We start from the raw sequence: 21,533 nt of genomic DNA, 5'->3' as shown, positions 1-21,533 counted from the left end.
GATCGTGGAGGTGGACCATGCACGCACACGACTGGGACCCCGCCGAGCCGGCGGCGGCCAGGAAGCCGGAGGCCGCACGCGACGCGGCGGCCGTGACGGCGGCGGCCGGGCTCGCGGCCAGGCGCACCGACGCCATCGGGGCCGCCGGCCTGCTGCGACTCCAGCGCGACGCCGGCAACGGTGCGGTCAGCGACCTCGTCGAGGAGGGCCGATCGCCCGTGCACGACGTGATCTCGTCGGGCGGCGCCTCGCTCGAGCCGGGCCTGCGCACCGACATGGAGCAGCGGATCGGCGCGGACTTCGGCGACGTGAAGGTGCACACGGATGCCCCGGCGCACGAGTCCGCGCGGTCGGTGAACGCGCACGCGTACACCGTCGGGTCGCACGTCGTGTTCCAGCGCGACGCGTACGATCCGTCGACGACGGCGGGGCGGACCACGATCGCCCACGAGCTCACGCACGTCGTGCAGCAGCGGTCGGGCCCGGTCGACGGATCGCCCGCCGGCGGAGGCATCAACGTGAGCGACCCGGGCGACCGGTTCGAACGCGCGGCGGCCGACAACGCGGCGCGAGTGATGAGCGAACCGGCGCCAGTGCAGCGCGAGGCGGATGGCTCGGGCTCGAGCTCGACCGTGCAACGCGAGGGCGAAGAGGAGGAGGAGCCCGTGCAGGGCCTCTTCATGCAGCGCCAGGAGGCTGAGGAGCCGGAGGAGGAAGCGGCGACCTGAGCCGCGACCGACCATGGCTCGGAGTTCCGCACCGCCTCGATCGACGCGCGACACCTGACCGGAGTCGACGTCGATGACGCTCGCCGCGGAGACGAAAGGCGACCGATCGCCGGTCGATCGGCGCCCGGCCGGCGGCATCCGCTCGGCGACGACGACCGCGCTCGCCGCGGTTCGTCGGAGCCTGGACCGTGGAGCAGCGCCGCCCGGCACCGAGTCGATCCTCGCGTTGCAGCGTGCGGCGGGCAACGCCGCGGTCAGTGCGCTCGTCGCCGCGAAGTGGCGGCGGCCCGGCGGCGACGCGATCGTCGAGATCGACGGGGCGCTCGTCGAGTTGCGCCGCGACGAGCCCGACGTGGAACGCGTCGAGCGCGGCCTCAAGCAGGCGAAGGCGGTCGGGATCCCGGTCGATCTCGAGGGCATCCGACCGCCGGCCTCGGCACTCGCGGTGCGGATCACCGGCTTCGGTCCCGCGTCGGTGCCGGCGAAGAAGCCCGTCCCACCGCCGAAGCCGGTGCCCGCCACGTCGCCGCTCGGGAAAGCCGCGGCCAAGCGCCCGGCGGTCAAGCGCCCGGCGGCTGCGGCCGCACCGCGCGGTCCGGGAGGCGGCGGCGGGGCGGCGGTCGTCGCAGGGCCCACGCCGCTGACGGCCGACAAGCTGCTCCTTCCGCCGGTGCCGCCGACCGCGGTCGCGCCGGCGAAGGACCCCGCGTTCACCCGGGTGTCGGGAGGGGTGAAATCGTTCGGGGCGGCCAAGCGCGCCCACCCGCCCGCCGCGTCGAAGGCGAAGGAGGCGCAGGACGCCGCCGTCGCCCCGAGCGACGATCTCGCCGGGCAGGCCAAGGCCGCCAAGGCCGACGCGATGGACGCCCAGCAACCGGGAACCTTCGACAAGAAGGCGTTCATCGCGGCCGTCAAGTCCGCGATCGAGGCGAAGTCGCCGAAGACGCTGAAGGAGGCCGACGACTACGCGAAGTCGGGCAAGGCCGGCGAGGTCAAGGGCGAGGTGAAGGGGCTCGTCGGCCAGGGCAAGGAGGGCGCGGCGCATGACATCGAGGCGGCGACGGCGGCACCGCCCGACCAGTCGAAGGCCGTGCCGAAGCCCGTCACGCCGATGGCGGCCGAGAACCCGGGCCAGGTCGCCCAGATCCCCGCGGCGGGAGCCGTGCCGAAGCCCGCGCCCGCGGAGCAGCTCAACCTCGAGGCGGGCAAGCGCGAGGTCGACCAGGAGATGGTCGAGGCGAACGTCACCGACGAGCAGCTCGCGAAGTCGGGCGAGCCCGAGTTCGAGGGCGCGCTCGCCGAGAAGCGGACGGCGGCGGCGCACGCCGACTCGGCGCCGGGCGAGTACCGGGCCGTGGAGCAGGCGACCATCGCCCAGGGCACCGCTCAGGCGGGCGCCGCCACGGCGGCGGGCGTGCAGGGCATGCAGGCCACGAAGGCGGCCACGCTCGCCAAGCTCGTCGCCGACAAGGGTCGCACCAAGACGAAGGACGAGCAGCGGCGGGCCGAGGTCACCGCGAAGGTCCAGGGGATCTTCACCGCGACCGAGACCGACGTGAAGAAGATCCTCGACGGCATCGACCCGAAGGTCGAGGCCGAGTTCGAGCACGGCGAGGCCGCCGCGAGGGCGCGCTTCGAGACGTACGTCGCGGCGAAGATGTCGGCCTACAAGCGAGACCGGTACGGCGGATGGCTCGGCGGCTTCCGCTGGGCCAAGGACAAGCTCTTCGGCATGCCCGACAAGGTCAACGAGTTCTACGTCGCCGGTCGCGAGCTCTACCTCGCGCAGATGGACGGCGTGATCGATCGCGTCGCGAACCTCGTGGGCGGAGCCCTGACCGCGGCGAAGCAGCGCATCGCGAAGGGTCGCGGCGAGATCGCCTCGTACGTGAAGTCGCTGCCGAAGGACCTGCAGCGGGTCGGGTCGGACGCCGCCAAGGAGATCGGCGACCGGTTCGATCAGCTCGAGAGCGACGTGAAGGACAAGGAGAACGACGTCGTCCAGACCCTCGCGACGAAGTACGTCGAGGCGCGCAAGGGGCTCGACGAGCGCATCGAGGCCCTCCAGGCGGAGAACCGGGGCCTCGTCGACAAGGCGATCGGTGCGATCAAGGCCGTCATCAACACCATCCGCCAGCTGGCCGCGATGCTGCGAAGCGCGCTCGCGCGGGCCGCGAGCGTCATCGGCGACATCGTCGGCGACCCGGTCGGCTTCCTCGGCAACCTCATCAGCGGCATAAAGGGCGGCATCGACAAGTTCTTCGCGAACATCACCACGCACCTGAAGAAGGGCCTCCTGGGATGGCTCTTCGGGCAGCTCGGCGACGCGGGCATCGAGATCCCCGACACGTTCGACCTCAAGGGCATCGTGAAGCTGCTCGCCTCGGTGTTCGGCCTCACCTGGGCGAACATCCGCAACCGGCTCGTGCGGCAGATCGGCGAGACGGCGATGGCGGCGGTCGAACGCGGTGTCGAGATCTTCCAGATCATCAAGGACCAGGGCGTCGCCGGGCTCTGGGACAAGCTCGTGGAGAAGATCGGCGACCTCAAGGCGATGATCGTCGACCAGATCCAGGACTTCGTGATCACGAAGATCATCACCGCGGGCATCACCTGGCTGATCAGCCTGCTGAACCCGGCGGCCGCCTTCATCAAGGCGTGCAAGCTGATCTACGACGTCGTCATGTTCTTCGTGAACAACGCCGAGCGCATCGCCCGGTTCGTCAACACCGTCATCGACGGCGTCGTCGACATCGCGAAGGGCCGGGTCGGCGTCGTCGTCGACAAGGTCGAGAGCGCGCTCGGGCAGATGGTGCCGATCCTCATCGGGTTCATCGCGAGCGTCCTCGGCATCGGCGGCATCGGCGAGAAGATCCGCTCGATCATCCAGGCCATCCAGCGGCCGATCAACAAGGCGCTCGACTTCCTCATCAAGACCGGGCTCAAGGTCGCCGGCCCGATCATCCGCGGCATCAAGGGAATCAGCACGAAGGTCAAGGCGAAGGTCGCCGCGGGCAAGGCGTGGGTGAAGGGCAAGGTCGAGGCCGGGAAGACCTGGGCGAAGGGGAAGGCACGGGACATCGGAGTGAAACTGGGAATCATCCGTCATCCGATCACGGCGGGCGGCGAGTCTCACACGCTGAGTTACAACGAGCAGACCGGTCAGATTCGAATGGCATCCGAGTTCGAAGGGGAGATACGCGCGGCCCTCAGGGCGCGGGTTCAGAAGGAGAACCGAGAGCGCGGGCTCAAGCTTGACACTTCGGCAATCGACAAACGGATCGAAGAACTCCTTGCCAAGCACAAGGACCTCAAGTCGCGGATCGATGCCACCGCAAAGCCGCATCATAAGAGTCGTCTGGCGTATGAAGCGCTCAAGGAGGTCGGGCTCGTCGTCCTCCAATGGTTGCTCATCGTCACGTCGCCCCGAGACACCACACCCACTCCAGCACCGAAGCAACTCGGCCAAGTGAAGCCCTACAAGGACTTCGATCCCGAACCAACCGACGACCGGTTGCGGAAGACCTGGCGCGAGCACGTCATCGCCGACTCGATCATCAACAGCTACTTCATCGCTGCAGGCAAGAGGCCGACGACGAACAGCGAATACGAGGCCATGCCCTGCGTGATGATTTACGAGACTGCCTCGAAGGTGAAAGATTCCGGACAGAAGCGGAAAGGCAAGTTCGGAGATCAACGGATCATCAAAGAGCTCCAGGCGCACATACGTGAGGCGCAAGCTGGTCGCGAAGCGAACATCGACAACGACAAACGGTTCCTCATCCTGGCCGATGATTCGCGCAACCGGCTCACTGGCGCAGTCCAGGCTGACTATCTCGCCCTCAAGGACTTGCGGGGGCCGACCGAGGAGCAGTCGCCCGACGCGTCGGCGATCATGAGAGCGTTCGGCGAACAATGGGAGATGGTGAAGAAGCTCCGTCCATGATGCCGTGCCCTGCCCGATCGCGCAGCCACGACTACCCACCCGCACGCACCGACAGACTGCACGTCGAGGCACGCGCGCGCGGACGCTGGAACCACGTGATCCAGCGAAGGAGCCTCCGATGCCCACCTACCTCTCTCCCGGTGTGTACGTGCAGGAGATCGAGGCCGGAACCCGGCCGATCGAAGGCGTCGGCACCGCGGTCGCCGCGTTCATCGGCCTCGCGCCGAAGGGCCCCGAGAATGCGCCCACCCTCGTCTCGAACTGGACCCAGTACGTCGAGAAGTTCGGCGGCCTGGTCGAGGGCGCGTACCTGGCCTATGCCGTCTACGGCTACTTCCTGAACGGCGGCGGCAATTGCTACGTCGTTCGGATCGGCGCCGGTTCGGGCGACGGCGGCGGCAAGGGCCGCAAGGGCCAGAAGCAGCTTCCGGCCGGCCCGCAGACCGCCAAGATCGGCAACTACGTCTTCACGGCGAAGAACACCTCACCGAACGCGAAGCCGGTGAAGGTCGAGGTGAGCGACACCGAGGCCGAGGGCGCCGAGGAGGGCAGCTTCAAGATCGCCGTGACCGTCGAGGGCCGCTCGCCCGAGGTGTACGACGGCGTGTCGGCGAGCCCCGCGAGCCCGAACTTCGTCGTGACGAAGCTCGCCGAGTCGAAGGCGGTCGTCGTCGAGGAGGCGGACGCCGCGGCCGGCGCCATCCGCCCGCAGAACGGCACCTTCGACCTCGAGGTTCCCGAACCGGAGGAGCAGCCCGTCGTGCACGAAGGGCTCGCGGCATCCGACTACATCGGCGACTCGGCCGACCGCACCGGCTTCAGCGGCCTCGAGGAGGTCGAGGAGGTCACGATGGTGGCGATCCCCGACCTGATGGCCGCATTCCAGCAGGGCGCGATCGACCTGAAGACGGTCAAGGCCGTGCAGCTCGCCGTGATCTCGCACTGCGAGCTCATGGGCGACCGCATGGCGATCCTCGACCCGCCGCCCGAGCTGTCGGCGCAGGGCGTCGTCGAGTGGCGGCGCAACGACGCCGGCTACGACTCGAAGTTCGCGGCGCTGTACTACCCGTGGTTCACCGTGCTCGATCCCGCGACCGGGACGAACCGCTACGTGCCGCCGTCCGGCCACATCGCCGGGCTCTGGGCGCGCAACGACAGCGAGCGCGGCGTGCACAAGGCGCCCGCGAACGAGGTCGTGCGAGGCGCCGTCGAACTGCAGACCCAGCTCACCCGCACCGAGCAGGAACTGCTCAACCCCATCGGCGTGAACGCGATCCGCAGCTTCCCCGGCCGTGGCATCCGCGTCTGGGGCGCGCGCACGCTCTCGAGCGATACCGCCTGGCGGTACGTCAACATCCGGCGGCTGTTCAACTACCTCGAGAAGTCGATCCTCAATGCGACGCAGTTCGCCGTGTTCGAGCCGAACGACCCGGCGCTCTGGGGCAAGCTCACCCGCTCGATCTCGGCGTTCCTGATCGGCGAGTGGCGCAAGGGCGCGCTCTTCGGCCGCACACCGGACGAGGCGTTCTTCGTCAAGTGCGACGACGAGACCAACCCGGCCGACGTCATCGACTCGGGCCAGGTCGTCTGCCAGATCGGCGTCGCCCCCGTGAAGCCGGCGGAGTTCGTCATCTTCCAGCTGTCGCAGTTCTCGGGCGGCACGAGCCTCGTGACCGAGTGAACGCGGGAGCGACCAGGACCACCATCCGACCCGGACCACCATCCGACCGAACCGAACCCAGGAGCACGCCATGGCACTCGCCGATTCCTTCGATTCCTCACCGGCCTACGCCTTCAAGGTCACCATCGACGGCATCGAGATCCCGAAGGTCACCGAGGTCACAGGCCTCAAGAACGAGGTCGACAAGATCGAACTCAAGCAGCAGCTCGCCGACGGCAAGTACGTGGCCCGCCAGCTCATCGGTCGCGCGAAGACGGGGGAGTTCACGGTCACCCGCGGCCTCACCGAGTCCAAGACGATCAGCGACTGGCTGAAGGTCGTCATGAACGGCGACGTCGCCGGGGCGCGCAAGAACGCCTCGGTCGAACTGCTCGACTACGAGGGCGGCACGCTCAAGAAGTACGAGTTCCGCAACTGCTGGGTGCGCTCGGTCGAGATCAACTCGCTGAAGGCGGGCGCGACCGAGCAGGCGACCGAGAAGTTCACCGTCTGCTTCGACGAGTCCGAGGTGACCTGATGCAGCGGGTCATCGCGACGATGCCGAGCACGGTGGCATCCGGCACCGACGACCCGCAGGCGCCCCCGGGCGCCGCGAGCATCGGGGCGGGCGACGACGGAGTCATGCGCACCGAGTTCGCGTTCGAGCTCCCGCGCGGCTACGTCGGCCAGGACGGGACGGTGCATCGACGCGGCGTGATGCGGCTCGCCACGGCGCGCGACGAGCTGCTGCCGCTCTACGACGCCCGCGTGCAGGAGAACGCGGCCTACACGACGGTGGTGCTCCTCGGCCGGGTGATCACCTCGCTCGGCACGCTGCCGTCGGTCGACGGCTCGGTGATCGAGAACATGTTCGCGTCGGATGTCGCGTTCCTGCAGGACTTCTACCGGCGCATCAACGCCGAGGGGCACACCCGGATCGCCGTGACCTGCCCCGAGTGCTCGCACCGGTTCACGGCCGACCTCGCGGGTGGGCGCCTGGGGGAATCATGACGTACCCGGCCGACCGCATCCATGAGGAGGTCGCGTACGTCGCCTATCACTTCCACTGGTCGCTCGACGACATCCTCGACATGGAGCACTCGGCGCGCAAGCGCTACGTGCAGGAGATCGCGGCGATCAACACGCGGTTGAACGAGGGCGGTTGAGCGGTGCGGTGGCCGTGGCAGCGAACCGCGCGGACGGGCACGGCTGCGGCCAGCCCGGCGGCGACGGATGCCTCGGGCTCAGCGAGCAGGTCGGATGCCCCGGCCCCGGCCCCGGCTCCGGCCCCGGCCGGCTGGGCCTTCCTGCCGCCGCTGCAGCGCGAGGTCGACGGTTCCCCGCCCGCCGCGCTGCGGACGGGGTTCGTCGATGCGCTTCCGACGAGGGTCGTGCCGACGTCGCTCGGCACGATGGGCCACCTCGTCGACGCCCGAGCGCCCGCGGGGACCGTCGCCGCCGACGACGCGGCGCTCGGTGCGCCGCTCCAGCGCGCGACGGCGGTCGACCTGCCGCTGCGCCCGCCGCGCCCGGCCGGCGGCGCGGGGCCGGGTCGACGGTGGGCCTCCGCGGTGGGCGTCCAGCGTGCCGCGGTCGACGAGGTGCCGCTGACGGATGTCGCGGCCGAGTCGGATGCCTCGGACGTGCCCGCAGCGACCGATGCTGCGACGGCGACGGATGCCGCGGACGAGCCGAGTCCTGCGGAGGGGGGCGCCCGCCCGGATGCGCCCGCGTCGACTCCCGCGGTCGCGCCGGGACCGACGGAACCGCCGTCCGCGGCGGAGCCCGCGACCGATGCGCCGACGCTCGGTGCGGCAGCGGATGCGGGCGACCTCGGGATCGGGTCGGTGACCGCCGCAGCTGTCGACCGCGGCGCTCGCGGCGAGGGCCTCCCGGTGATGGGATCGACGCCGCGGGATGTCGGCGCGGCCGGTCGCGGCGCAACCGATCTCCCCGTGCAGCGCACGACTGTCGAGAGCCACGCGGAGCACTCGGACCACCGACCTGCCGCGCGTGCCGCCCAGGAGGCGTCGAACGGCGAGCCCGCGGGCGAACGCCGAGGATCGGGCTCCGACGATCGGCCGGGTCCTCCGGGTGCGGTCCCGGGCGCGGCGTCGGGTGAGTCCGCGGCTCCGACCATCGCGGCGCGGTCCATCGATCGACCGACGCCGCCTATGGCCGCGTCGCCGACCGCGGCACAGATCCTTCCGCCCGAGACACGTCGGCCGGGCCTGGGCGCGCCGCTCGCACCCTCCTCGGTGCAGCGCCTCGCCGAATCGAGCTCCGCGGCCGTCGCGCACGAGGCCGGCGTCGACCTGGGCGGAACAGGGGGACCGGCGGTTGCCCTCGAGCGATCGGCCGAGGCGGCGCATCCGCACGATCCGGGTGATGCCTTCGGGGACGGCTCCGGCTCCGAGCCCGCCGCACTCCCATCCGACGATGCGGGGGCCGAAGGGGCGCCACCCGCGCGCGACGGCGTGAGCGCGGAGGCGCCGATCCTCGCCGATCGAGACGTCGTCACGGAGGGCCCGGCACCAACGGCGTCGGCCGACTCGCCCGGCCCGGCTCCGGGTGAGGACCTGACGATCGCCACGGGTCCGCGGGCGGCCGACCCGGTCGCTCCGACGCTCGGCGCGCCATCGGAGGCGCCGGCCTTCGCCCGGACCACCGGGATTCCGGGATCCGCGGCGGCAGGCAGCTCGGGCGCGGACCGCGGCGGCGCTGCGTTCGTGCAGCGCCGGACGCCGCTCGATGCGGCCGCCGTCGAAGCGCCGTCGACGACCCTCGCGATGACCTCGCTCACTCCGGCCCGGCGCATCGTGCCGTCGCTGGCCGCCTCGACGCCCTCTGCGGGTGGAGGCGTCGGCTCGACGCCCCGCGTCGTCGCGGCGCGCGTGATCGCGCCGGACGCCGGACCGTCGGCGCCGGTGCAGCGCGACCCGGCGACCGGAACTGCACCGGGCGCTGCTCGGGCGAATCGCATGCCGGGCGGACCCGATGGCCTCGGCTCGACCCATCACCTGGATTCGGGTGGATCCGCCCATGCGGGCTCGTCCGTGCCGCTCCCGGCGACCGGGGCGATCGGACCCGCTCACGCCGAGGCATCCGCCGCCTGGACATCGGCAGCCGAGGCCACGGTTCAGCGATCCGCCGCAGGCGCCGGCCGCCGTTCCACGGACTCCGCACCCGCATCGTCAGCGCCTCGCGGGCCGCTCGCGGTGCAGCGCTTCGGCCTGCCCTCGATGCCCTCGATGCCGTCAGTGCCGTCGATGCCGAGCGCGGGAGACCTGCCCGATCTCTCGACGCTGCGCCGCCGCCTCCCCGGAATGCCCGACATGCCCGACCTCGCCGATGCCGCGGGTGACGCGAGGTCGCGCGCGGAGGAGGCCGCGTCCGGCGCGATCGCCTCGGCCCGCGAGGCGGTCCCGAGCGCCTCCGAACTCCGCGAGCGCGCAGAGCAGGCGGCCGGCGAGGCCGGCGGCGCCGCCGCGGCCGCGCTCGGCGGTGCAGCAACGGCAGCCGGCGCCGCACTCGGCGGAGGAGCGACGGGGCCGGGCGAGGTGGAACAGCTCGTGCGGCGGCTGTACGGCCCGCTGGTCCGGCGCATCAAGGCCGAGCTCCTGCTCGATCGCGAGCGGCGGGGCATCCGCATCGATGGGATCTGAACGCCGACGCGGCCGAACCGCCGACGCGACCTGAACGAAGGAGGCGACATGCTCACCGACACCGAGATCGCCGTCGGCGTGCACTACCTCGTGCACCTCGACGAGCACGACCTGGGCGAATTCTCGACCTGCGACGGCCTGGGCGTCGAGGTCGTGCTCGAGACGCGCGAGGAGGGCGGCGCCAACGGCTTCGTTTGGCAGTTCCCCACGCGCCTGAAGTACCCGAACATCAAGCTCTCGCGGCCCGTCAGCAAGGACACGGCCGACGACGTCGTGAACTGGGTCGTCTCGGCGGTGAGCGCGCCGTCGCGCGGCACGGGGCGCATCGAGATCCGCAGCGCCGACAACAAGCCGGTCGCCGCCTACGACCTGCACGACGTGATCCCCGTGCGGTGGACGGGACCGGCGCTGAACCCCGACCAGCCGAAGGTGCTCACCGAGACCCTCGAGATCGCCCACAACGGCTTCGTCCGAACGGGCACCACCTACTGAAGGCGCCGACATGCCGATCACGACGACCGCATCCGACACGACGAACCTCGTGCACGCCGCCATCGACGTGCACGAGCCGGGCCAGAAGCCCGGCAAGCTCGGCGCGAAGATCACGACCATCGACTTCCAGCTCAACCCGAAGGAGCTGACGGTCACGAAGTCGGCGAAGTGGGAGAGCAAGAGCCAGAAGAAGTCGGCATCGGCCCCGCCGACGACGTACCAGGGGCCCGACCCCCAGAAGATGAGCGTCGAGATGTACTTCGACGAGACCCGCCAGCGCGACGGCAGCGTGGTCAAGCGGGTGGAGGCACTGTTCGAGGCGTGCACGCCCACGAGTGCGTCGGTCGACGGCAACCGTCCCTCGGCGCCGTGGGTGAAGTTCCGTTGGGGCGTGCTCACGGGCTTCGTCGGGTACATCAAGAGCGTCGCGGCCAAGTACACGCTCTTCTCGCCCGACGGCACGCCGCTCCGCGCCGTGTGCACGGTCGCGCTGGAGGAGCTCGCGAACGAGCCGTCGAAGCAGAATCCGACCTCCGGAGGCCTTCGACCGCGGCACGCGCACGTCGTCCGCGAGGGGGACTCGCTCGCGGCGATCGCCTACGGCGAGTACGGCGATCCGGCCCGTTGGCGCGACCTCGCCGAGGTCAACGGGATCGACGATCCGCTCCGGCTCCGACCGGGCACCACCGTGCTGATCCCGACGCTCGAGGAGCTCTCCCGCGCCGACGGCCGGGTGATCGCGAGGAAGGAGATCGCACGTGCCCTCGTCCGTTGACGCCTACACGAGCCTCATCCTCGTCTCGGTCGCCGGGTCCTCGCTGCCGCCCGAGGTCTCGGCGGTGCTCGAGCGCAGTCGCGTGACGGATGCCGCGAACCTGCCCGACTCGTTCGAACTGGAGTTCGTCGACTCCGCCGGGACCGTGCTGTCGCAGGCCGGCTTCGAGATCGGCGCGAAGGTCGTGATCGACGTCTCGCAGAACGGCGCCGACGGCCAGCGGAAGCTCCTCGAGGGCGAGGTCACCGCGCTCGACCGCGAGGACGTCGGCGGCGAGCTCCGCACGAGGGTCCGCGGGCTCGACGCGTCGCACCGGCTGTTCCGGGGGCGTCGGATCGCCGCGTACGTCGACATGTCGACGGCCGACATCGTGCGCAAGGTCGCCGAGCGGGCCGGCCTGAAGGCCGGAACGATCTCGGGCCCGCCGACGGTGCGGGCGCACACCACGCAGGACAACGTGAGCGACTGGGTGTTCCTGAAGCGACTGGCGGATGACACAGGCTGCGTGTTCGCCGTCACCGAGGGGCGTCTCGACTTCGGGCCCCCGACGATCGCGTCGTCCGCGTCGGGCGGATCGGCGACGGCGGTCGACGACCCGATCGTCATCGAGCACGGGCGCAACACCGTCTACCTGCATTCCACGATCACGAGCGCCGAGCAGGTGCCCGAGGTCGAGGTCCGCGGCTGGGACGTCGCGGCGAAGGAGAAGGTCGTCTCGACCGCGCCGGCGAAGACGGATTCGGCCGAGCTGCCCACGGTCGACCCGGTGAAGGTCGCCCAGGTGTTCGCGAGCCCCCGCTACGTGAGCGGCGCGGGCACCGGGTCGCAGCAGCCGCAGGACCGGCTCGCGAAGTCGCTCTCCGCGCGCATCGCCGGCGGGTTCGCGGAGATCGAGGCGCAGATCCTCGGCAACCCCGGCATCCGCTCCGGCACGGCGGTGCGGCTGCAGGGCTTCGGCGCCCCGTTCGACGGACGGTACGTCGTCACCGAGTCGCGCCACGAGTTCACCGCGGAACACGGGTACACGACCTCGTTCACCGTCAGCGACGCGTCGGATCGATCGCTCCTCGGATCGGGCACCCGGCCCGATCGTGGCCCGGCGGCCGCGATGCCGGGCGTGGTCAGCGCGCTCGTCAGCGATGTCCAGGGCGGGGGCGGCGCGGAGGAGGAGGGCCGGGTCAAGTTGACCTTCCCGATCCTGTCGGACGACTACGTGAGCGGATGGGCCCGGGTCGTCCAGTTCGGCGCCGGCGGCGAGCGGGGCTCGATGGTGCTGCCGGAGGTCGGCGACGAGGTGCTCGTCGCCTTCGAGGCGGGCTCGTTCGACCGGCCCGTGGTGCTCGGGGGACTGTACAACGGCCTCGACCAGCCGCACGGCGGCTGGGGGCCCGCCGTCGAGTCGGGTTCGGTGGTGCGGCGCAGCTTCACGTCGCGCACGGGGATGGCGCTGGAGTTCGTCGAGCGCGCGGGCGAGGAGTTCGTCCGGGTGTCGACGAACGAGGGCAGCCAGCACGTCACGCTCACGCAGACGGCCGAGAAGGGCATCCGCATCATCGCGGCCGGCCCCGTCGAGGTCACGGCCGAACGCGACGCCACCGTCACCGCGACCGGCGACGTGTCGGTCTCGGGCACGACGGTCGAGGTGGCGGCGAAATCGGAACTGAAGCTGTCGGGGCCGAAGGTCACGATCGAGGGCGCGACCTCGCTCGCCCTGAGCGGGGCGAAGGTCTCGCTCACGGGCACGGCGTCGGCCGAGCTGTCCTCCTCCGGGGCGACGGTCGTGTCGGGCAGCCTCGTGAAGATCAACTGAAGTCGAGTCGGAGGTCGGGATGTCGCAGGAGTTCGTCGGACGGGGATGGTCGTACCCCGTCCACGCCGACACGGGCGGCCGCATCGCGCTCTCCTCCGGTGATCGCGAGATCGAGGAGAGCATCCGGCTGATCCTCGCGACCTCGCCGGGGGAGCGGCCCATGCGGCCGGACTTCGGGTGCGCCGTGCACGACTACGTCTTCGCACCCGCGGATGCCGCGACGGCCGGCGCGGTGGGCGATGCCGTTCGCACCGCGCTGCGCCAGTGGGAGCCCCGGATCGACGTCACGCGCGTGGCGGTCTCGTTCGGCCGAGCCGACGAGGGCCTGCTCCTGATCGACATCGGCTACGCGATCCGCGGCTCGAACGACCCGCGCAACCTCGTCTTCCCGTTCTACGTGATTCCCGAACGCGCATCGGAGGCGACGTCATGAGCCTGTCCGCACCCAACCTCGACGACCGTCGGTTCCAGGATCTCGTCGACGACGCGAAGCGGCTCGTCGCGCTCCGCTGCCCGGACTGGTCGGACCACAACGTCTCCGATCCCGGCGTCACCCTGATCGAGGCCTTCGCCTACATGACCGACGAGCTCTTCTACCGCCTGAACCGCGTGCCCGACAAGCTCTACATCGCCTTCCTCGACCTGATCGGGATCTCGCTCTACCCGCCGACGCCGGCTGCGGCGGATGTCGTCATGTGGCTCGCCGCGCCGCGCACGGACACCGTCGTGGTGCCGGCGCGCACGGAGGTCGGCACGCCGCGGAACGAGCAGTCGGAGTCGGTCGTGTTCCAGACCACCGACGAGCTGCAGATCCCGCCGCGGAGTCTCGCGCACGTGGGCACGCGATCGGGCTCGGCGACGACGATCCGCGGCGCGCGGCTGCGGTCCGACCCGATGGAGGTGTTCTCGACCCCGCCGAAGGTCGGCGACGAACTCCTCATCGGGCTCGACCAGCCGGCGCCGGGCCTGGCGATCGGCATCCGGCTCGACTGCGCCGTCCGCGGCGTCGGCGTCGACCCGCTCGACCCGCCGATCGTGTGGGAGTCCTGGAACGGGACCGGGTGGTCGGCCTGCGACCTCGTCGTGGATCGCACGGGCGGCCTCAACCAGGCCGGCGAGGTGCGGCTGATCGTCGGGCGCGACCACGTGGCATCCGTCATCGGCGACGAGCGCGCCGGGTGGATCCGGTGCCGCATCGTCGAACGCGAGGAGGGCGTGCCGACCTACAAGCGCCCGCCGCTCGTGCGCGAGGCGTCGGCCGACACGGTCGGCGGCGTCGCCCCCGCACTGCATTCGCGGACCGTCGACGACGAGATCCTCGGGCTCTCCGAGGGCGTGCCCGGGCAGTCGTTCGCGCTCCGGGAGCGCCCGGTCGTCGACGACGGCGACGCGTTCGTCGTCGAGGTCGGCTCCGGCAGCGGATGGCAGGCGTGGGACGAGGTCGACTCGTTCGCCGGTTCGGTCGAGGACGACCGGCACGTCGTCGTCGACCGCACGACGGGCACGGTGTCGTTCCCGCCCGCGGTGCGGGAGCCCGACGGGAGCCTCCGCCGCTACGGCGCGGTCCCGCCGAAGGGCGCCCCGTTGCGGGTGCCGCGGTACCGGGTCGGCGGCGGACGGGACGGGAACGTGTCGGCGGGCAGCCTCTCGGTGCTCCGGTCGACCGTGCCGTTCGTGAAGGGCGCCGTGAACCGGAAGGCGGCCCACGACGGCACCGACGGCGAGACCGTCGAGGAGGCGAAGGTGCGCGGTCCGCTCGCACTGCGGACGCGCGATCGCGCGGTGACGCTCGGCGACTTCGAGCAGCTCGCCAAGCGCGCCGCACCGGGCGTCGGCCGGACGCAGGCGCTCCCGGTCGACGACGGCGGGGGCGCCGGGGTCCGGCTCCTGGTCGTGCCGACCGTCGCGGTCGGCGCGGACGGACGGATCGACTACGCCGACCTCAGACCGGGTCCGGAGGTGCTCGAGGCGATCTCGGACGACCTCGAGACGCGCCGCATCGCCGGCACGCGCCTCGTCATCGAGCCGCCCGACTACCGCGGCGTGATCGTGGCCGCGCAGATGGTCGCGCGCCCCCGGGTGGCCGTGAAGCGGCTGCAGGCCGACGCGCTCGCCACCCTGTACCGGCACTTCGACCCGATCCGGGGCGGCAACGACGGCAACGGATGGCCGTTCGGGCGCCCGGTGCTCGCCGGCGAGGTGTACGCCGTGCTGCAGTCCCTGCCCGGCGCCGAACTCGTCGAGGAGGTGCTGCTCTTCGAGGCCGATCCGGCCACGGGCGAGCGCGGCGAACCGGTGCAGCGGATCGCCCTCGGACCGACCTCGCTCGTCTACAGCTTCGGTCACAGCATCCGGGTGACCTCGGGGGTGTGACCATGCGCGGGATCGTGCACGATCGCATCAACCGGCAGCCGCTCGCGAACCCGGTGCCGCTCGGTTCGCGACTGCCCGGCATCCTGCAGGAGGACCAGTTCCTCATGCAGTGGATCCGCGCGTTCGACGACTCGATCGCGCCGGTCTACGCGGTGCTCGACAACCTGGACTCCTACGTCCGGCCGACCTCCGCCCCCGCCGACTTCCTCGACTGGCTCGCGGCCTGGGTCGACGTCGCGCTCGATGACGCCTGGTCGGAGGAGCAGCGGCGCTCGATCGTCGCCGGGGCCGCGGCGCTGCACCGGCGTGCGGGGACGCCGGGCGGCATCCGCGAGGCGTTGCGGCTGGCCGCCGGGCCCGACGCCGAGATCGAGCTCGAGGAGTCGGGGGCGACGGCGTGGTCGCCGACTCCCGGGGCGCCGCTGCCAGGCTCCGACGAGTTGCGCCTCGCGATCACGATCACGGTGCCGAAGGGCGACCGGGCCGAACTGCAGCGGCGATTCGAGCGCGTCGCGGCGGCCGTGGTCCCGGCGCACCTGCCGATGGTGCTGACCGTCGTGGTCGCAGGCTGACGCCATCGCGCCGCTGCGGCCCGCCGCCGGCCGGCTCAGTCGACGCCCAGCTCGACGCGCATGCGCCGGTACCCCTCGGCCGCGCGTTCGGCGGCCAGCACGTCGCCGGAGCGGCGCTGCACCTCGACGAGCGTGCGCCACGCCTCATCGAGCCACGGGTTGATCTCGACCGCCCTCGTGGCGGTCTCCACCGCCGCACGCGCGGAGCCGAGCCGGAGTTCGAGGTGCGCGAGCGAGGCCGCCGCCTCGGACGCGCGGAGGCGGTACCGCTCCCGGGCCCCGGTCACCCACTCGGCCGGGCCGTCTTCGGGAAGCACATCGCCGGTGTACCGGTCGAGCGCGGCGCGCAGGTCGTGCGCCGTCGACTCCGCGTCGCGTCGGCGCTTCGCCGCCGCGGCATCCGCGAGGTGGTCGTCGAAGTCGGCCAGGTCGCAGTCGCGACGATCGACGATGCCGAGCCGGTACGCCTCGCCGACCCGTTCGACGATCGAGCTGTCGTCGTCGGCGCGCGGCCGGGGGAGCGCGCGCCGCAGGCTCGACACGCTCACGTGCAGCGCGTGCACCGCCGAGTCGGTGCCGAGGTCGCCCCAGAGGATGTCGGCGATGAGCTCGCGGTGCACGGGGGCGCCCGAGTTGAGCGCGAGCATCCGGAGGAGCGCGCGGGCCTGCGGGCGCACGCGCCGGAGGTCGATCTCGGCGCCGTCGGCGCGCAGGTGGAACCCGCCGAAGCACTGCACGGTCAGTCGCGGCAACCGCGACGACGTGCTCGCGCCCCAGGCGCCGTCGGTGGCGTGCGGCTGACGTGCGACCGCGTCGGCGACGAGCGACGGAAGCCGGGGCAACCCGGTGTCTAGCGCGCGACGCCGCCACGCGGCACGCGTGCCCGTCGACGCGCCCGCTCGCTCGGGGGTCAGCGCCTGCGCGATCTCGAGCAGCGTGTGGGCGCCCTCGGCGCCCGACGCCCGCACGCACCCGTCCGCCTCGACGATGAGCTCGCGCGTGTGCGTCGAACCCGAGGCCGCCGCGGCCAGCGCGCCGCACGACCGCGCCCAGGCCGCGACGTCCGCGTAGCCGAGCCGGTCGAACCGGTCCGCGACGGCCGCGGTGTCGGCGCTCGTGGCCTGCCCCCGCCGGATCCGCACGACGACGTCGATTCCGGAGACCGCCGCCGCGGCCAGTGCGTCCCCGTCCGCGTCGGCCGACGCGACGATGGCCCGCACCGCGGCGTGCGGCAGGCCGGCGATGGCCGCGATCGCCCCCTGGCACATGCGCGCCAGCCTCGGATCCGCCGATTCGACGCACTCGCGCTCGAGCGCGCCCAACGTGTCGAGCGTCTGGTGACGCGGCGCGATCGGCTCGCGGATCACGAGCAGCGCGAGGCGCGCCGCCCGCGCCTGCGACGGGATGCCGCCGTCGACGATGCGGCGGAGGAACGGGATCGCCCCGACGACGTCGCCACGGCGCAGCCGGGCGAGTGCCGCCTCGAACGGGTCGCCGCCGGGCGTCGGCCGCCCGCCCGGCGCTGGTGCCGTGTCGGCGGCCGCCGCGCCGATCGCCGGGTCGACGGACCGGGCGATCGCGATCGCCGCTCCGGGCCCGCCGCCGACGTCGGCGCCGTCGGCCGCGAGCGCGCAGCAGGCCGCCAGGTGCCGCCGGAGCACCGGGGGCAGCACGCGACGGCCGAGGACGACCTCGTGCATGACCGCCCCCGCGTCCACCGTGGCGAGCAGTCGGCCGGCGGCGGATGCCCCGAGCACCCGCGCGCACGCGGAGAACTCGAGCCTCGGCAGCGCGCCGACCGCCTCGAGGGACCGCTGCACGTCGAGGGGCAGCGCCTCGATCGCGGCCTCGAGCGTTGCGGCGGCGAAGTCCGTGGCCAGGTCCGACTCGACCATCGCCTCGACGGCGTCGGCGTCGACCCGTCGGGCCCGCTGCACGAGCGACTCGACGAGCGCGGGCCAGCCGGCGGTCTCGCGCACGACGCGCGACGCGCAACCGAGTCCGAGCGGCCGGCCGACGACCTCGGCGAACCGCAGCGCGACCTCGTCGATGCGCAGCGCGAGCTCGGGCGCGGTGATCGTCACGGCACGGTCGGCCGCCGCATGCACGATCACGGGGGGCATCGGCACCCGCGAGGCGAGCACGAGTCGCGGCATCCGCTCTCGACGGCCGACCAGGCTCGCGAGCTCGGGCTCGGCGGGCGTGTCGAGCACGGACTGGACGTCGTCGAGCGCGATGGTCGCCGCGCCGGCGGCCGTGGCATCCGCGATCGCCGATCGCAGTCGCGAGGCGTCTCGATGACCCGCGTCGAGCGAGATCACCGCGGTGCCGCCGAGCTCGGAGCCGAGCCGCGCGAGGAGCGTCGACTTGCCGGCGCCGACGGGCGCGACGACGAACAGGCGTGCGGCGTGCAGACGGCTTGCCAACCGGCCCGGGATCGTTCCCCCGGGCGGCCGCGCGTCGTGTCCCGTGCTCACCATGGTGCACCGCCGGTTCCCTCGCCATGCTCCCGCAACCCAACCTCGGTCCGCAATCGCCGCATGGTCGATGTTCCGATTCCTGCGTACCGGGAAGCCGGATCTGTCGCATCCGTGCGGTCCCTGAAGTCGGGTCGCCGGCCCACGAGTGCGCTCCGAGTCGATACGGCGGATGCCTCGATCCGCCGTGACCGCGGGCGATAGCATGGCGGCCGGACCCCCTTCCCCGCACCCGAACCGGAGCCGCCCCGCCATGAGCGCCCAGACGCCCCCGCCCCTCCCGCCCGCCCCTCCGGTCCCGCCCGTGGCGCCGGTCGCACCCGTGGCGGCGCCCGACGCCCCGACGCTCCCGTACGGCACGGCCCCGCTCGTGGCGCCTGCGGCGCCGGCCCTGCCGGGATCCGGCGCGGCGGTCTCCCCGTACGGCGCCCCGGCCGTCGCCGGATACGGCGCGACCGCGGCCGCACACGGGTACGGCTCGGCCCCGGCGCCCTGGGTGCCGCCCGTCACGGCCCCGCAGAACGTGCTGGCGTGGGTCGCGTTCGGGCTCGGCCTGGGCGCATTGCTCCTCGGCCCGCTCAGCTCGGTCGCCGCGATCGTGTGCGGCCACATCGCCCGCTCGCAGATCCGACGCACCGGCGAGCAGGGCGCCGGCGCCGCCCTCACCGGCCTCATCTTCGGGTACGTCCTGAGCATCGGAATGCTCATCGGGATCGTGCTCTACGTGCTCTTCTTCGTGGCGGTCTTCGCGGGCGCCGCGTACTCGTCCGGGGTGCCGTCGAGCCTCTGATCGGGGCTCCGGCCGCCGATTTAACGCACGCGCTGCGAGGTGATATTCTCGTGTGGTTGCCGCGACAGCGGCACCTGCCCCGATAGCTCAGTGGTAGAGCACTTCCATGGTAAGGAAGGGGTCGTCAGTTCAATCCTGACTCGGGGCTCTGGTTCCTCCGGTTTCCGGAGAAGCCTCGCGGCGGGGTAGCTCAGGTGGTTAGAGCACACGGCTCATAATCGTGGTGTCGCGGGTTCGAGTCCCGCCCTCGCTACCGCAGAACCCCCGGTCATCCGGGGGTTTTCGTGTTTCTCGACGCCCGGCGTACCAACGGCCTCGGCGAAGGCGCTTCGCGGCGGACGCGACGCGAAATCGACCGCATCGACCGCGCAGCGACAGCACGATCGCGGGGGCCGCGCCGATCGGCACGACCCCCGAGATCTCATCACGCGATGCGTCAGACGCGCGCGGTGCGCCGCACCACGTCGCCGAGCGCGTCGGCGTCGAGCGCGAACAGGTCGCGCGACCCGGCGGTCGCGGGTCCGACGAGGCCGGACACCGCCGGGAGCAGCTGCTCGGCGTAGAAGCGGGCCAGCGGCAGCTGCGTCGCGGCGATGGCGTCGCCGTCGAGTTCGCGCGCCGCGAGTGCGGACTTCGCCAGGAGCCATCCGCCGATGACGAGACCCCAGATGCGCAGGTATGGGCTGGAGCCCGCGAGCACCGAGGTCGGGTCGGAGGTGCCGGTGTTGAGCATCCAGGCGGTCGTCTGCTCGAGCACGTCGAGCGACGTGTTCAGCTGCGCGCGGATGGAGGCGAAGTCGTCGCCCGCGGTGGCCAGCTCGCCGTCGAGCTCGCGCATGGTCGCGATGAACTCGAGGAACGACGCCCCGCCCCGGACGCCGAGCTTGCGGCCCACGAGGTCGGCGGCCTGGATGCCGTTCGTGCCCTCGTAGATCGCGGCGATGCGCACGTCGCGGTAGTGCTGCGCGGCGCCGGTCTCCTCGATGAAGCCCATGCCGCCGTGGATCTGCAGCGCGAGCGACGTGAGCTCGTTGCCGAGGTCGCTTCCGAACGACTTGCAGATAGGGGTCAGCAGGCCCACGATCTCGTCCGCGCGGGCGCGGGTCGCGGCATCCGGGTGGTGCGTCGAGATGTCGACCTGCACGGCGTTCAGGAGCATCATGCGGCGGAGTGCGGCGATGTACGACTTCTGTGTCATGAGCATGCGGCGCACGTCGGGGTAGTCGATGATCGGCGAGTCCTGCGTCGCGCCGATCGCGCGGCCCTGGAGGCGCTCCTTCGCGTAGTCGAGTGACTGCTGGTACGCGCGCTCGGCGACGGCGAGCCCCTGCGTGCCCACCGAAACGCGCGCGCTGTTCATCATCACGAACATGATGCGCATGCCGAGGTTCTCGTCGCCGATGAGGTACCCCGTGGCGTCCTCGTACGACAGCACGCAGGTGGGGGAGCCGTGGATGCCCATCTTGTGCTCGACGCCGACCGTGTGCACCCCATTGCGCTCGCCGATCGAGCCGTCGTCGTTCATGAGGAACTTCGGCACGATGAAGCACGAGATGCCCTTGGTGCCGGCGGGCGCGTCGGGCGTGCGGGCGAGCACCAGGTGCACGATCTGCTCGCTCAGGTCGTGGTCGCCGAACGTGATGAAGATCTTCTGGCCGGTGATGCCGTAGGTGCCGTCGGGACGCTTGACCGCCTTGGTGGTCAGGGCGCCGACGTCCGAACCGGCGTGCGGCTCGGTCAGGTTCATCGTGCCGGCCCACTCGCCGCTGACCATCTTGGGCAGCCAGGCCTGCTTCTGCTCCTCGCTGCCGTAGTGCAGGAGGGCCTCGATGGCGCCCTGCGTGAGCAGGGGTGCGAGCGAGAAGGCCATGTTGGCCTCCATCGTCAGCTCCTGGATGGCGAGCCCGATCGTGCGCGGGAAGTCGCCGCCGCCGAACGCCTCGGGGAGGGGGACCGAGCCCCAGCCGGCCTCGACGTAGGCGGAGTACGCCTCCTTGAACCCGGTCGGCGTGGTCACCGTCCCGTCGTCGTTCAGCCGGGCGCCCTCGACGTCGCCGGCGCGGTTGGTGGGTGCGACGACCTCGGCCATGAAGCCGCCGACCTCCTCGAGGATCTCGGTGGCCGTGTCGAGGTCTGCGTGCTCGAAGCCCGGAAGCTCGGCGACCCGGTCGTAGCCCACGACGTGCGCGAGCGTGTACGCCAGGTCGGCGACGGGCGGACGGAATTCAGTCATCTTCGGACTGTA

Annotated in this window: 16 protein-coding genes and 2 tRNA genes; 16 read left to right on the top strand and 2 right to left on the bottom strand. The window is 71.9% G+C overall.

The features are described 5' to 3' along the window. The first annotated feature begins 17 nt into the window (after nt 1-17). The 13 genes from ACSJD1_RS07785 (at nt 18) to ACSJD1_RS07725 (ending at nt 16,021) form a co-directional block, all read left to right on the top strand. Entirely contained in the window at nt 18-728 is a 711-nt protein-coding gene (locus ACSJD1_RS07785; RefSeq protein WP_438854748.1) for an eCIS core domain-containing protein, read from the top strand. A gap of 73 nt (nt 729-801) precedes the next feature. Next, nucleotides 802-4,674, top strand: a complete 3,873-nt coding sequence (locus ACSJD1_RS07780) for a phage tail protein (RefSeq protein WP_438854747.1) — start codon at nt 802-804, stop codon at nt 4,672-4,674. Nucleotides 4,675-4,792: 118 nt separating this feature from the next. Beyond that, nucleotides 4,793-6,355: a phage tail sheath family protein gene (locus tag ACSJD1_RS07775; protein WP_438854746.1), complete on the top strand. Its 1,563-nt coding sequence runs from the start codon at nt 4,793-4,795 to the stop codon at nt 6,353-6,355. A 70-nt stretch (nt 6,356-6,425) separates the two neighbouring features. Further along, nucleotides 6,426-6,872 (top strand): phage tail protein, encoded by a 447-nt coding sequence (locus ACSJD1_RS07770; RefSeq protein WP_401000940.1) that lies wholly within the window; start codon nt 6,426-6,428, stop codon nt 6,870-6,872. Next, entirely contained in the window at nt 6,872-7,345 is a 474-nt protein-coding gene (locus tag ACSJD1_RS07765) for a hypothetical protein (protein ID WP_438854745.1), read from the top strand. Before ACSJD1_RS07770 ends, ACSJD1_RS07765 begins: the two co-directional genes overlap by 1 nt. Further along, nucleotides 7,342-7,500 (top strand): DUF6760 family protein, encoded by a 159-nt coding sequence (locus tag ACSJD1_RS07760; protein ID WP_438854744.1) that lies wholly within the window; start codon nt 7,342-7,344, stop codon nt 7,498-7,500. The genes ACSJD1_RS07765 and ACSJD1_RS07760 overlap by 4 nt, the downstream gene beginning before the upstream one ends. A gap of 3 nt (nt 7,501-7,503) precedes the next feature. Then, nucleotides 7,504-9,999, top strand: coding sequence for a hypothetical protein (locus tag ACSJD1_RS07755; protein WP_438854743.1), 2,496 nt, complete (start codon nt 7,504-7,506; stop codon nt 9,997-9,999). 48 nt (nt 10,000-10,047) lie between these two features. Then, nucleotides 10,048-10,491 (top strand): phage tail protein, encoded by a 444-nt coding sequence (locus tag ACSJD1_RS07750; protein WP_438854742.1) that lies wholly within the window; start codon nt 10,048-10,050, stop codon nt 10,489-10,491. 10 nt (nt 10,492-10,501) lie between these two features. Continuing rightward, nucleotides 10,502-11,266, top strand: a complete 765-nt coding sequence (locus ACSJD1_RS07745; RefSeq protein ID WP_438854741.1) for a CIS tube protein — start codon at nt 10,502-10,504, stop codon at nt 11,264-11,266. Further along, nucleotides 11,250-13,076: a VgrG-related protein gene (locus tag ACSJD1_RS07740; RefSeq protein WP_438854740.1), complete on the top strand. Its 1,827-nt coding sequence runs from the start codon at nt 11,250-11,252 to the stop codon at nt 13,074-13,076. The genes ACSJD1_RS07745 and ACSJD1_RS07740 overlap by 17 nt, the downstream gene beginning before the upstream one ends. Before the next feature lie 19 nt (nt 13,077-13,095). After that, the gene (locus tag ACSJD1_RS07735) at nt 13,096-13,509 is read left to right on the top strand and encodes a GPW/gp25 family protein (protein WP_438854739.1); all 414 of its coding nucleotides are present in this window, start codon (nt 13,096-13,098) and stop codon (nt 13,507-13,509) included. Further along, nucleotides 13,506-15,449 carry a putative baseplate assembly protein gene (locus ACSJD1_RS07730; protein WP_438854738.1) on the top strand — a complete coding sequence of 648 codons (1,944 nt, stop codon included), beginning with the start codon at nt 13,506-13,508 and terminating at the stop codon, nt 15,447-15,449. Before ACSJD1_RS07735 ends, ACSJD1_RS07730 begins: the two co-directional genes overlap by 4 nt. A gap of 2 nt (nt 15,450-15,451) precedes the next feature. Beyond that, nucleotides 15,452-16,021: a phage tail protein gene (locus ACSJD1_RS07725; RefSeq protein ID WP_438854737.1), complete on the top strand. Its 570-nt coding sequence runs from the start codon at nt 15,452-15,454 to the stop codon at nt 16,019-16,021. A gap of 35 nt (nt 16,022-16,056) precedes the next feature. On the opposite strand, the gene ACSJD1_RS07720 is transcribed toward ACSJD1_RS07725, so the two are convergent. After that, nucleotides 16,057-18,447 (bottom strand): BTAD domain-containing putative transcriptional regulator, encoded by a 2,391-nt coding sequence (locus ACSJD1_RS07720; protein WP_438854736.1) that lies wholly within the window; start codon nt 18,445-18,447, stop codon nt 16,057-16,059. 304 nt (nt 18,448-18,751) lie between these two features. Here ACSJD1_RS07720 and ACSJD1_RS07715 point away from each other — a divergent pair, with 304 nt between their 5' ends. The 3 genes from ACSJD1_RS07715 to ACSJD1_RS07705 all read left to right on the top strand — a co-directional run bounded on the left by ACSJD1_RS07715 (nt 18,752) and on the right by ACSJD1_RS07705 (nt 19,541). Then, nucleotides 18,752-19,288: a DUF4190 domain-containing protein gene (locus ACSJD1_RS07715; RefSeq protein WP_438854735.1), complete on the top strand. Its 537-nt coding sequence runs from the start codon at nt 18,752-18,754 to the stop codon at nt 19,286-19,288. 76 nt (nt 19,289-19,364) lie between these two features. Continuing rightward, nucleotides 19,365-19,436, top strand: a tRNA-Thr gene (locus ACSJD1_RS07710). Nucleotides 19,437-19,467: 31 nt separating this feature from the next. Then, nucleotides 19,468-19,541: transfer RNA gene (locus ACSJD1_RS07705), tRNA-Met, on the top strand. A gap of 183 nt (nt 19,542-19,724) precedes the next feature. Here the strand turns inward: ACSJD1_RS07705 and ACSJD1_RS07700 are convergent. Then, a complete protein-coding gene (locus ACSJD1_RS07700) occupies nt 19,725-21,521 on the bottom strand; it encodes an acyl-CoA dehydrogenase (RefSeq protein WP_438854734.1) in 1,797 nt (598 codons plus the stop codon). Between the last annotated feature and the right edge of the window lie 12 nt (nt 21,522-21,533).

Origin of the sequence: Agromyces excoecariae (assembly GCF_051715505.1) — a bacterium.
In the GTDB taxonomy this organism is placed as follows: Bacteria; Actinomycetota; Actinomycetes; order Actinomycetales; family Microbacteriaceae; genus Agromyces.
The sequence above is the reverse complement of the archived record's forward strand: the minus strand, read 5'-3'. Positions and strand labels throughout refer to the sequence as shown.